Annotated in this window: 12 protein-coding genes; 4 read left to right on the top strand and 8 right to left on the bottom strand. The window is 70.8% G+C overall.

The window, feature by feature from the left end; translation table 11 throughout:
• Positions 1-10: 10 nt before the first annotated feature.
• The 7 genes from E1218_RS03945 to E1218_RS03915 all read right to left on the bottom strand — a co-directional run bounded on the left by E1218_RS03945 (position 11) and on the right by E1218_RS03915 (position 7,061).
• Positions 11-1,045, bottom strand: coding sequence for a winged helix DNA-binding domain-containing protein (locus E1218_RS03945; RefSeq protein WP_165949113.1), 1,035 nt, complete (start codon positions 1,043-1,045; stop codon positions 11-13).
• A gap of 91 nt (positions 1,046-1,136) precedes the next feature.
• On the bottom strand, positions 1,137-1,925 hold the full coding sequence (locus tag E1218_RS03940; protein ID WP_132316326.1) for an SGNH/GDSL hydrolase family protein: 789 nt from the start codon (positions 1,923-1,925) through the stop codon (positions 1,137-1,139).
• A 137-nt stretch (positions 1,926-2,062) separates the two neighbouring features.
• Positions 2,063-3,109 (bottom strand): mandelate racemase/muconate lactonizing enzyme family protein, encoded by a 1,047-nt coding sequence (locus E1218_RS03935; RefSeq protein WP_132316324.1) that lies wholly within the window; start codon positions 3,107-3,109, stop codon positions 2,063-2,065.
• A gap of 2 nt (positions 3,110-3,111) precedes the next feature.
• Positions 3,112-3,888: an energy-coupling factor ABC transporter ATP-binding protein gene (locus E1218_RS03930; RefSeq protein WP_132316322.1), complete on the bottom strand. Its 777-nt coding sequence runs from the start codon at positions 3,886-3,888 to the stop codon at positions 3,112-3,114.
• Positions 3,885-4,643: a cobalt ECF transporter T component CbiQ gene (gene cbiQ / locus E1218_RS03925; protein ID WP_132316320.1), complete on the bottom strand. Its 759-nt coding sequence runs from the start codon at positions 4,641-4,643 to the stop codon at positions 3,885-3,887. The genes E1218_RS03930 and cbiQ overlap by 4 nt, the downstream gene beginning before the upstream one ends.
• Positions 4,640-5,659 carry an energy-coupling factor ABC transporter permease gene (locus tag E1218_RS03920; RefSeq protein WP_132316318.1) on the bottom strand — a complete coding sequence of 340 codons (1,020 nt, stop codon included), beginning with the start codon at positions 5,657-5,659 and terminating at the stop codon, positions 4,640-4,642. The genes cbiQ and E1218_RS03920 overlap by 4 nt, the downstream gene beginning before the upstream one ends.
• Before the next feature lie 43 nt (positions 5,660-5,702).
• Positions 5,703-7,061 carry a dihydrolipoyl dehydrogenase family protein gene (locus E1218_RS03915; RefSeq protein ID WP_132316316.1) on the bottom strand — a complete coding sequence of 453 codons (1,359 nt, stop codon included), beginning with the start codon at positions 7,059-7,061 and terminating at the stop codon, positions 5,703-5,705.
• Positions 7,062-7,173: 112 nt separating this feature from the next.
• Between E1218_RS03915 and E1218_RS03910 the strand changes: the two genes are divergently transcribed.
• From E1218_RS03910 to E1218_RS03895, 4 genes are read left to right on the top strand one after another with little or no spacing between them, the layout of a single operon-like run.
• On the top strand, positions 7,174-8,676 hold the full coding sequence (locus E1218_RS03910; RefSeq protein WP_132316314.1) for a PstS family phosphate ABC transporter substrate-binding protein: 1,503 nt from the start codon (positions 7,174-7,176) through the stop codon (positions 8,674-8,676).
• Between the two features lie 9 nt (positions 8,677-8,685).
• Positions 8,686-9,441: a metallophosphoesterase gene (locus E1218_RS03905; RefSeq protein ID WP_132316312.1), complete on the top strand. Its 756-nt coding sequence runs from the start codon at positions 8,686-8,688 to the stop codon at positions 9,439-9,441.
• A complete protein-coding gene (gene tsaA / locus E1218_RS03900) occupies positions 9,441-9,854 on the top strand; it encodes a tRNA (N6-threonylcarbamoyladenosine(37)-N6)-methyltransferase TrmO (protein ID WP_132316310.1) in 414 nt (137 codons plus the stop codon). The genes E1218_RS03905 and tsaA overlap by 1 nt, the downstream gene beginning before the upstream one ends.
• Before the next feature lie 38 nt (positions 9,855-9,892).
• Positions 9,893-11,317, top strand: coding sequence for an MFS transporter (locus tag E1218_RS03895; RefSeq protein ID WP_132316308.1), 1,425 nt, complete (start codon positions 9,893-9,895; stop codon positions 11,315-11,317).
• Here the strand turns inward: E1218_RS03895 and E1218_RS03890 are convergent.
• Positions 11,273-12,007, bottom strand: a complete 735-nt coding sequence (locus tag E1218_RS03890) for a class I SAM-dependent methyltransferase (RefSeq protein WP_132316306.1) — start codon at positions 12,005-12,007, stop codon at positions 11,273-11,275. The two genes, E1218_RS03895 and E1218_RS03890, sit on opposite strands and share 45 nt — an antisense overlap.
• Between the last annotated feature and the right edge of the window lie 12 nt (positions 12,008-12,019).

Raw genomic sequence — 12,019 nt, 5'->3', positions numbered from 1 at the left:
GCATATACGATCAACCGGCGAACCGGGCGACGTCCTCGAGTTCCGCGGCCAACCCGGCTGGTTCGCCCGTACGGCCGAACAGGTCGTAGCTCAGGTCGGCGTGCTTCCAGGAGCCGATCACCCGGCCGCCGATCGCGACCGCCGGACGCACCATGCCACCGCCGGGGTGGATGTGTCTGCGATGCTCGTCGGGCAGTGCGTGCCGGCGATCGTCGTACCCGAGGAGATAGGGGTCGAACTCCCCCAGCAGCCGCAGTTCCCGGGCGCCGGGCAGGTCTTCGACCGCCGAGAACTCGACTCCCTCGACGTCGAACGACCTGGTCGCGACGGCCCGCAGCCCCGTGCGCGCCGCAGGCACCGAAAGCCCCGACCAGGTGGCGAGGTCGCGTGCGGTCGCCGGACCGTACGCCGCCAGGTATCGCCGGGCGACGCCCTCGACGTCCGCCTCCAGATCCAGCGGCTTGCCCAGCCAGTCGCGGACGGCGACCCAGGTCTCGTCCTTGTCGTGGCCCGGTCCGTAGCACAACCGCCCGAGCAGGCCGGTGTGCCGGATGAGCGCGTACACCTGCTGGCCCTTCGACTCGGCGATCAGTCCGGCCGTTACCAGTACGCCGGCCAGCGCCGACCGACCCGTCGGACCGTTGGCGAGCAGATGTTCCTCGATCAGGTCGGCCGCGGCCGCGCGGATCGCCGGGGTGAGACCGAGCTCGCCGTACCGGCGCTCGGTGCCCTTGATCAGTTTGGGGCCGAGCAGGCCGAGCAGAGGACCGGCGTGCTCGGTGGCGACGAGGTGGAGCGTGCCGCGCATGAACCAGCCGCGGACGACCGAGCGATCGGTCTCCTGCGCGCGGGTCACGTCCGCGAGAGTGGTGGCGGTGGACCGGGCGCGCACGGCGTACGCGGCGCCTCGCCAGGTCTGCGCCTGCAGTCCCCCCGTCCGGCGCACGACGTCGGCCACCCCTCCGGGGCCGGCCTCGTCCACCGGACGCGCCAAGCAGTTGGCCTGGGACCGAGCCGCCAGCAGCCAGTCCACCGACCTCTGCACCACCCCAGCATGACACCACAAACCGCGTCGGAAAGCAGCACAACCGGTCTGCCGGATTGTCCGGCAGACCGGTTGTCCGACCGAACCCGGCTCAGTCGAGCTGGGCGCCGACCAGGTTCGCGTAGTTGGCCTGGCCGGTGACGTTGGGGTGGTACGACTCGGTGACCGGGTTGGACAGGCCGTTGATCCACTCCGGGCTGCCGCAGACGGCGTGCCCGACGAAAAGCTGCGTCGGGTTGACGAAGGTGAAGTTGGCCGCACCCGCCGACGCGGCGATCTTGGCGTTCAGCAGGTCGGCGGTCTGGTTCAGCCGGCTCATCTCGGCCGGGCTGAAGAACGTGCCGGCGTTGCAGTCCGTGCCGTTGAACAACCGCGGGTAACCGACGACGACCACCCGCGCCGCCGGCGCCTTGCTCCTGATCGACCCGTACAGGCCGTTCAACCGGCCGGGCAGCGTGTTGTTGATGATCGCCTGCGCGTTGTTGATCGCGCCGGTGCAGTCGCCGAGCCACGACGGCTTCGCGCACTCGGTGATCACCGACGAGAACCCGGCATCGTTGCCACCGACCTGGACCGAGACCAGGGTGGCCGAGGCCGTCACCGAGCCCAGCTGGTTCGCGGTCACATCGGCGACCCGGGCCCCGGAGCACGCCACGAAGGTCAGGTTGGCGCCGATCCGGGTCGCGTCGATGTACGGGTACGCCTTGGTCGAGCGTTGGCAGGAACCGCTGCTCGAGATGTAGCTCCGGGTCCCGACGCCGGAGGCGTACGAGTCGCCGAGCGCCACGTAGTTCGGCGCGGCCGCGTGCGCGATTCCGGGACTGATGAGCATCGCGGCGCCGAGGGCCGCGACGGACAGCAAACTGGCGATGGACTTCATGGGGCGGACCGCCTTTGCCTGTGCGAGGGGTGGCGACAGAAGTACTCACCGTCACCTTCGCCGACTCGCGAGTAACACACAAGAGGCTGGTAAGAAATTCACCGCCAGTTGCCGATCCCGGTAGGCGACGTTTCCGGCTAGTCGTTCCAGGAGGACAGCCCAGGGCCGAGGGGCAGCGGGTAGCAGCCGTCCACGAGCTCGACCCGGCCGTCGGCGGGCAGCAGTCCGCTCTCGACGTAGATCGTGTTCGGCAGGGCCGCCAGCACGTGGATGTGGGCGCCGCCGCCGTGCGACGCGTACGGCACGCCGAAACCTTCAGCCATCAGCCCGATCTCCAGACACTCGGTGAGCCCGCCGGCCCGCCGCAGATCCGGCTGTACGACGCCCACGCCGCCGCGGGCGATCAGGTCCCGGAAGGCGGCCTGGCCGTACCGGTTCTCACCGGTCGCGATCGGGATGTCCAGCTTCTCGGCCAGCCGGACGTGACCGTCGGTGTCGTCGGCGGGTAGCGGCTCCTCGAACCACCGGCAGTCGAGCTCCTCGTACACACGCCCCCGGCGCAGGGCCTCGGAGTACTCGAAGGCCTGGTTGGCGTCGACCATCAGCGGCGCGTCCGGGCCGATCACCGCGCGCACCGCCCTGATCCGCTGCACGTCCTCGCCGAGGGGGCCGCCGCCGACCTTCATCTTCACACCGCGGAAGCCCTGCTCCATCGCCTTGGCCGACACCGTCTCCAGGCCGGTGACGTCCAGCTCGAGCCAGCCCACCATCGCGTACGTCGGGATGGTCGTGCGCTGCGCGCCGAGCAACTTCCAGACCGGCACGTCGAGCGACTTGCCGAGGAGATCCCACAACGCCAGATCAATCGCCGAGATCCCGTACGACGACAGCCCGGCCGTGCCCTGGTAGTCGGTGAGGCTCCGCAGCTTCTGCCGGATCCCGCGGATCAGCGTCGGGTCCTCGCCGACGATCGCGGGAGCCAGCTGCTCGGTGACGATCCGGGCCAGGATCTCCGGCGAGCTCGCCACCCGGCCGAAGTACGTCGTACTGACGCCGCTCACACCGTCGTCGGTGTCGATCCGCACCCGGGTGTGCCCGTTGCGGTCGAGCAGCTGGATCGCGTCCCGGACGGGGTGTGCCTTGGACTCCGACACCACCTGGACGCTGATATCCGTGATCTTCATCGTCACCCCTTGCGTTCGGGACCGGGGACCGAGAGGGGGTCGAAGCCGTAGGGCAGCTCCAGGCGGTGGGCTGCCATCAGGTCGGCGTCGCCGAGGAGGTCCCGGGTCCTGCCGTCGGCGACGATCCGGCCGTCGTCCATGAGCAGGCTGCGCTCGCAGAGCTGGAGCGCGTACGGCAGATCGTGGGTGATCATCAGCAGGGTCACGTCGAGACCGGACAGGATGTCCGACAGCTCGCGGCGGGCGGCCGGGTCGAGGTTGCTCGACGGCTCGTCCAGCACCAGCACCTCGGGCCGCATGGCGAGTACCGTCGCGACCGCTACCCGCCGCCGCTGACCGAAGGACAGGTGGTGCGGCGCGAGGTCCGCGTGGTCCTGCATCCCGACCTGCACCAGCGCCTCGTGCACCCGGTCGTCCAGCTCGGACCCGCGCAGTCCGAGGTTCGCCGGGCCGAACGCCACGTCGTCGCGGACGGTCGGCATGAACAACTGGTCGTCCGGGTCCTGGAACACCAGCCCGACCTTCCGCCGTACCTCGGGGAGGTGCTCGCGGTGCAGGCCTGTGCCGCCGATCTGGATCCGGCCGCTGCCGGTTCCGCCGGCCACCGAGCCGAGGATGCCGTTGAGGTGCAGCACGAGCGTGGTCTTGCCGGCGCCGTTCGGGCCGAGCAGTGCGACGCGTTCACCGCGCTGGACGGTGAAGTCGACGCCGTACAGCGCCTGCCGGCCGTCCGGGTAGGCGAAGACGAGCCGCTCGACGTGGATCGCGGGACCGCTCACAAGCCCACCACCCTAACCGCGAGTGCCACGGCGACCGCGGCCAGGGAGATCGCGAGCCCTTCCAGCCACTGGGACGAGGTCGCGCCCCGGGTGCTCAGCAGCGGCATCCGGCCGGTGTAGCCGCGCGACCGCATCGCCAGGTGCACTCGCTCACCGCGCTCGAAACTGCGGACGAACAGGGCCCCCACTCCCCCGGCGACTGCCTTGAGGTGACCGGCCCGGCCACCGGCGTACCCGCGCGACTCCCGCGCGATCCGCATCCGGTGCAGATCGTCGGACACCACGCTGAGGTACCGGATCATGAACGACAGGATCGCCACCAGCGTGGCCGGCAACCGCAACCGCTCCAGGCCGGCGAGTAGATCTCGCGGACCGGTTGTCGCCGACAACACGATCGCCGCGACGACGCCGAGCGTGCCCTTGGCGAGCACGTTCCAGGCCCCCAGTACGCCGGACTGCGACAACTCCAGCCCGAGAACGTCGACCCGCGGCCCGGTCGCCACGAACGGCAGCAGCAGCGCGAACACGATGAACGGCGTCTCCACCGTCAGCCGCCTCGCCACCAGGAGAACCGGGAGCCTGGCCGTGACCACGGCGGCGACCAGCATGACGGCGTACAGACCGAAGGCCCAGAACGCCGCGGCGGGCGTGGACACGACAGCGAGCACGAGGACGAACAGGGCGACGATCTTGACGTGCGCCGGGAGGCGATGCACCCGGCTGTCGACCGTTACGAGGAGACCGTCACCGCTCATGAAGCCCGGTTCGCGCGCACCGACGCCAGCTTGGCGACCGCCAGCCCGACCACGATGGTGACCAGGACGCCGATGATGCCGGCGAGCGCGCCGGACACCTCGGCGTTGCCGATTCCGCTGACGCCGTAGTCGGCCAGCGGGCTGCCCGCGACCGCGGAGTCCTCGGCCGCGCTCTCGAAGCCGAGCTTCGCTCCGACGAACTCCAGGCCGTCCGGGTGGGCGCTGGCGAACAGGCTGAGTCCACCGGCCACCAGCAGGGAGACCGCGACGCCTACGCCCAGGGTCCGCCCGGCCGGCTTGGCCGCGATCGGCTTGTCCGGCGCCACGGTCGAGGTGTTGCCGTCGGCATCGACCAGGACCAGGTCCCGCTGCAGGTGGCGAGCGGCGTACACCAGGTCCGGTCGGTTCGCGACGACGGCGCTCAGGACCGCGGCGGTGATGACCGCCTCGCCGATGCCGACCAGGACGTGCCAGCCGACCATCGCGGTCGCGAGCTTCCCGAGCGGGATGTCGACCGCGCCGCCGATCGCGTAGAGCCCGGTGAACGCGAGCGCGGCGACCGGCACCGACAGCAGCGCACCGGCCGTCGCCGCCGGGACGACGCTGCCCATCCGCCGGGGCAGGACCTGAAGGAGCGCGCGGGTCAGGAAGTAGCCGACCAGCACGGTGACGACACCCATCAGCGTGATGTTCGTCCCGAGGGCCGTCAGTCCGCCGTCGGCGAACAGCAGTCCCTGGACGAGCAGCACCGTCGACATCACCAGAACGGCGGTCCACGGCCCGACGAGGGCCGCGGCCAGTGCGCCGCCGAGCAGGTGACCGCTGGTGCCGGCGCCGACCGGAAAGTTCACCATCTGCACCGCGAACACGAAAGCCGCGGTCAGCCCGGCGAGCGCCGGACCGGTCTCGCGGATCTCCCGGTTCGCCCGCTGAAGGCTGAAGCCGACCGCCCCGGCCGCGATCAGGCCGGTGGCAACGGAGGTGGACGCGTCGAAGAAGCCGTCAGGAACATGCACGGGCACATCTTCATCCTGTTGCGACCGGATCGCAACAAGAGTCTCACAACTGCTTCAGCGCGTCCCCGATCGCCCGGTGGAACGTCGGGTACGCGTAAATGAGCTGTTGCAGCGTGTGCACGGGAACGGCCGCGTGCACCGCCACCGCGAGCGCGCCGAGCACCTCGCCACCGGTCGGTCCGGCGCTGGTCGCGCCGACCAGCACACCGCGCTCGTTGTCGACCACCAGTTTGATGAGACCCTCGTTGCCGGCCTTGTGGATCCAGCCGCGGGCCGAGGACGGGATCTGGCTCAGTCCGGTCCTCACGTCCAGGCCGGCGTCCCGCGCCTGCTTCTCGGTCATCCCGACCGCGCCGATCTCCGGGTCGGTGAAGGTCACCCGCGGCATCGCGTGGTAGCTGGCCAGCGGTGCGCCCTCGCTGCCGAGGATGTCGAACACCGCGACGTTCGCCTGGTACATCGCGTTGTGCGTGAACGCGCCCACCCCGGTGACGTCGCCGACCGCCCAGACACGGTCCGCGGCGCGGACGTGCTCGTCGACCTCCACCCGCCGTACGCCGGGGTCGATGCCGACCTGGTCGAGGCCGAGCACCCGCACGTCCACCCGCCGACCGGTTGCCACCAGCAACTTCTCCGCGGTCAGCGTGGTGCCGTCGTCGAGGGTCACCGTGAAGGTGTCGCCGTCGTGCGCGACCTGCTTGGCCGGCGTGCCGGTGTGGAACCGGACGCCGTCGCGTTCGAGCGCCTCCCGGGCGAGCTCGCTGGACTCCGGTTCCTCCATCGCGAGAATCCGGCCGGCCGCCTCGACCACCGTCACCTCGACCCCGAACCGGGCGAACACCTGGGTCAGTTCGAGCCCGATCGCGCCGCCGCCGAGCACCAGGATCGAGGCCGGCAGCGTGTCCGCCTCGATCGCCTCGTGGTTCGTCCAGTACGGCGTACCGGCGAGACCGTCGATCGGCGGGATCACCGGGACCGTACCGGTCGCGATCACGATGCCGCGGGCCGCCTCGAACTCCCGGTCGCCGGCCTTCACCGTGCGCGGCCCGGTGATGGTGCCGCGCTCGCGCAGGAAGGTGACGCCCTTCTTCACCAACCGGTCGACCGCGACCTGGTCGTTCCAGCTGTCGGTGGCCTCCTCGCGGATCCGCCGGGCCACCGGCGCCCAGTCCGGCCGCACGGTGGCCGTGCCCGCCATGCCGTCCACCCGGCGGGTCTCGGCGATCAGGTTCGCGGCCCGGATCATCATCTTGCTCGGGACACAGCCCCAGTACGGGCACTCCCCACCGACCAGCCGGGGGTCCAGCCCGACGACGTTCAGCCCGGCCTCCGCCAGCCGCCCCGCCGTCTCCTCACCGCCCACCCCGAGTCCGATCACGACCACGTCAACCTGTTCAGCCATGCGGACCAATCTCGCAGACCGTCCGCACCCGGCCAAGCCCACACCCCGTACGTCATCACGCGGTAAGCACCCGTTCACCGGGGCTGACTAGCGTCGCCGGCGGGAGGGAACGGTGGATTTCTCGGGTCTGGGCGACATCAATCTCGAAACGATCATCGCCTTCGTCGCCCTGATCGGCACGGCGGTCGCCTGGCTGGTCGACCGGTACGTCCTGCGGCGCAAACGGCTCGTCTACCGGGTACAGGTGGACGCCCCGATCGGGGTCTACCCGAGCGCGGACAAGACGCAGCGGATGGTGGACGTCGAGGTCCGGCACCAGGGCGCGGTGGTCGAGAACCCGAGCATCGTGCTGCTCCGGCTGGACAACGCCGGCGGGATGGACATCGACCCGCAGGACATGCACGAGAAGGTGTCGTTCGCGTTCCCGGACCGGACGATCGTCGGGCTGAAGGTCACCGAGGCGCAACCGAAGGCGCTCGGCGAGATGCTGCAGCGCCGGATGGTCCCGGCGAACTACGTCGACACCAGCAAGCTGGTGGTGCCGCGGATCGCGATCAACCGCGGCGACCACTTCAAGTTCCTGCTCGTGCTGTCCGGCACCGGCAGGGGGGTCAGCCACTCCGGCTACCTGGCCGGCGGCTCGACCGGCGGCGGCGTGTACCACGAGCCCCGGCCGCGCGGGCCCGGCCGCCGGACGCTGACGTTCGGGGCGCTGTCGCTGCTGCTCGTCGGGGCGCTGGTCGCACTGTTCCTGGTCGACGTCCTGCAGCCGCCGGACAACTGTGCCTCCGGGCAGGTGCGGATCATCGGGTCGACCGCGGTCGAGTCGACGATGCGCGAGGTGCGGACGGCGTACGCGGCCGAGTGCACCGACGCCGACATCACCATCGCGGCGAACGGCAGCCGCAGCGGCGTCCGGATGCTCGCGGAGACCGGTGCCCGGGACGCCGGCGCGGCCGCGAACCTGATCGCGATGTCCGACGGTACCGCGGAGGACGCACCGGACCTGTGGGGCGAGCCGGTGGCCGTGGTCGTGTTCGCGGTCGCGGTGAACCGGTCGGCGGACGTGACCGGACTGACCACCGCGCAACTGCGCGACATCTACGGCGGCCGGGTGACCAACTGGAAGCAGCTCGGCGGCCGGGACCTGCCGATCCGGATGGTCAGCCGGGTCGGACCGGACTCCGGCTCGCGCCGGGTGTTCCGCGACAAGGTGCTGGCCGGCGACCCGGAGCTCGGCATCTCCTCCGACGACTGCCGCCGCGACGACCCGGTCGCCAGGCACCACCGGTGTGAGGTCGGGACCACCGAGGAGCTGCTGACCAGGGTGAACGAGATCGACGGCGCGATCGGGTACGCCGAGCTCGGCAGCACCCGGAAGTTCCCGGAGGTCACGGTCGCGTCGATCGACGGCGTCGTACCCGACGCGGCGAAGGTCGCGGACGGGTCGTACAGGTTCTGGGAAATCGAGCACGCGTACACCCACAAGGCACCCGAGCCCGGCTCGCTCACCGCGGCCTTCCTCGACCACCTGCGATCGGCCCAGGTCCGGCCGGTGCTGGCGCGTGGCGGGCTCGTTCCCTGCAACGATCTGCCGGGCGGTTTCTGCGGCTAAGGTGCTGGCATGTACGTGATCGCGCACCTCAGTGACCCGCACCTGGACGGCTCGGAGGAGGCACGGTCCCGGCTCCGGCGGGTCACGTCGTACCTGCGCTCGTTCCGGCGGCCGGTCGACGTCGTCGTGGTCACCGGCGACCTGGCCGACCACGGCCTGCCGGCCGAGTACGACGAGGTGGCCGCCGAGCTGACGCTGGACGTGCCGGTGCTGATGCTGCCGGGCAACCACGACGTGAGCGCACCGCTGCGGGCCGGACTGAGGTCGTACGTCGCTTCCCCGGGCGACGGGCATCCGGTCCATCAGGTGCGCGAGGTCGGCGATGCCCGGTTCGTTCTGGTCGACAGCACGGTACCGGGCGAGGACCACGGCCTGCTGTCCACGGGCTCCCTGACCTGGCTGGACGGCGTACTGCGCGAGCCGTTCGACGGACCAGTCTTCGTGGCCTTCCACCACCCGCCGCTGGACATGCACCATCCGGTCATGGACCAGTGGATGCTGCGGGACCGGGACGCCTTCGAGGCCGTCCTGACCGGGAAGGCGATCACCGCGCTGCTGACCGGACACGTCCACAACGCCGTCGTCACCAGCTTCGCCGGCCACCCGGTCCTCGGCGCTCCGGGCATCCGCTCGACCGTGCCACTCCCCTTCGAACCCGCGACTCCCGACGGCGGCCTGGTCGACCCCACGGCGTACCCCGGCCTCGCCCTGCACGTGCACACTCCCGGCGAGCCGCTGCAGACCCTCTACCGGTTCCCGCTCTGATGACACGCCAGTTCCTGGTCCGGCCGATCGGCCGGGTGGAGTCGGTGCTGAGGAGCAGGGACGAGGCGCCGCGGCAGCCCGACGAAGGTGCGCCGAGCGCCTGGCTGGTGTTCGACGAGTCGGTCCGCGAGGGCCTGCGCGACCTTGCGGCCGGAGACGAGATCATCGTCGTCACCTGGTTCGACCGCGCCGACCGGGAGGTGCTCCTGGTGCATCCCCGGGACGATCACAACCGGCCCGAGACCGGTGTCTTCAGCACCCGCTCCCCCGACCGCCCGAACCCCCTCGGCCTGCACCGCGTCACCATCGTCGCGACCGACGGCCCGCGGATCCAGGTGGATCGCCTCGAGGCCCTGGACGAGACGCCGATCGTCGACGTCAAACCGGTCCTGGGCGACGTCACCGAACGCTAGTTGACCTCAAGCCTTGTTGAGGTTCCACACTGCGACGCGTGACATCGACAAAGGATGAGATTTCCCTGGCCGGCCGGCGTGAGTGGCTCGGCCTGGCGATACTGGCGCTGCCCGCACTGCTGGCCTCCCTCGAGCTGACCGTGACCCACCTGGCGTTGCCGTCGATCGCAGCCGACCTGCGGCCGAGCGGCTCCGAACTACTGTGGATCGTGGACATCTACGCGTTCCTGCTGGCCGGCTCGCTGGTCACGATGGGCGCGCTCGGCGACCGGATCGGCCGTCGGCGGCTGCTGCTGGGCGGTGCCGCGCTGTACGGCGTCGCCTCGGTGCTGGCGGCGTACTCGGTCAGTCCCGCGATGCTGATCGGCACCCGGGCGTTGATGGGGCTCGCCGGGTCGACCCTGATGCCGTCCGTGGTCGCACTGGTCGCGTCCATGTTCAAGGACACCCGGCAGCGCGGCGTCGCGATCGGCATCGTGGTCGCGAGCGTCTCCGGCGGTACGGCGATCGGCCCGCTGGTCGGAGGCTGGTTGCTGGACAACTTCTGGTGGGGTTCGGTGTTCCTGGCCGGCGTACCGGTGATGGCGGCTCTACTGGTCGCCGGCCCGCGGCTGCTGCCGGAGTACCGGGCACCAGGTAGCAAGCGGCTCGACCCGGTCAGCGCGCTGCTGTCGATGGCCGCGATCCTGCCGGTCGTCTACGGCCTGAAGCAGATCGCCGCGGACGGGTTCGCGTGGCGGTGGACCGGTGCGATCGCGGTCGGGTTGGTCCTCGGGGCCGTGTTCCTCCGGCGGCAACGGCGGCTGGCCGACCCGATGGTCGACCTGGCGTTGTTCGCGAGCCGCGTGTTCAGTGCCTCCGCGATCGCGCTGGCGCTGGCGATCTTCGTGCTCTGGGGCGTGAACTACGCGATCGCGCAGTTCCTCCAGCTCGCGCACGGCCTGGATCCGCTGACCGCCGGCCTGTGGACGGCTCCGTCGGCCGCCGGGACGATCGCCGGATCCCTGCTCGCGCCTCGACTGGCCCACCGCTTCCCTCCGGGCGGCGTGATCGCCGCCGGCCTGGTCCTCGCCGTGGCCGGCTTCGCCGTCCTGACGCAGGTCGGTCCGCTGGGCCTGCTGGTGACCGGCTCGATCGTCATCTCGGCCGGCCTGGCCCCGACGATGGCGTTGGCCACCAACCTGATGATCGGCGCCGCCCCGGCCGAGCGCGCGGGCGGTGCGGCCGCGATCTCGGCGACCGCACCCCAACTCGGCGGCGCGCTGGGCATCGCGCTGCTCGGCAGTCTGATCACCGCTGTCTACCGCGACCAGTTCGGCCACGATGCCGAACTGACCCGGGAGGCGCTCGGCTCGGCGGCCGGCGCGGATGCCTTCACCACCGGCTTCCAGGTCTCGGCCGGCGTCAGCGCCGTACTCCTACTCGTCACCGCCGCGGGCGCCGCGAGGTTCCTGCCGCGATGAGCCGCGGATGTAGAGGAGTTGAGCGACCTCGCGCCACACCGGTGGGTTGTCCTGTGGTGATTCCCGGAGCTGGTCGATCGTGAGCCCGGCGGACGTGAGGGTGTTGACGTAGGTGCTGAGGGTCCGGTGATAGGCCCCGACCGGAAGCGCGTTGCGATGTGCCCCTGGCCCGTCCCAATAGCCCTCGGCGAAGTACTGGCCGACAGTACGCCGAACGCTCTGGTCCACGTGGTCGACCAGGTCTCCGCACGCGGGTGTCTTGAAGCAGGGGTGTGTGATCGTGGCCGCGTACCAGCCGCCGGGCCTCAGCACGCGAGCGATGGATCGCACGGCGCCGTCCAGGTTCGGGATGTCCATCAGCGCCATGTAGCAGACGACGCCGTCGAACGAGTCGTCCGCCAAGCCCGCCAACGTGTGCGCGTCGCCGTGCCGGTAGGTGATCCCGAGTCGCGTGGATCGCTCGTGCTCGCCGGCCTTCTCGAGCAGCTTCACGGACAGGTCGACACCGGTGACGGCCGCGCCCCGCGTCGCCAGGAAACGGGCCTCACGACCCTGGCCGCAGGCAACGACACAGACCTGCTCACCAGTGACGTCTCCGATCAGTTCGCTGAACGTCGGGTCGTCGAGTGCCGAGCCGGCCCCCACCCACTCGTCGTACTCGGCCGCGACATGGTCATACCTGGCTGTCATGTCGTGCTGACG

The sequence above is a fragment of the Kribbella turkmenica genome, from assembly GCF_004348725.1.
Lineage (GTDB): Bacteria > Actinomycetota > Actinomycetes > Propionibacteriales > Kribbellaceae > Kribbella > Kribbella turkmenica.
The sequence above is the reverse complement of the archived record's forward strand: the minus strand, read 5'-3'. Positions and strand labels throughout refer to the sequence as shown.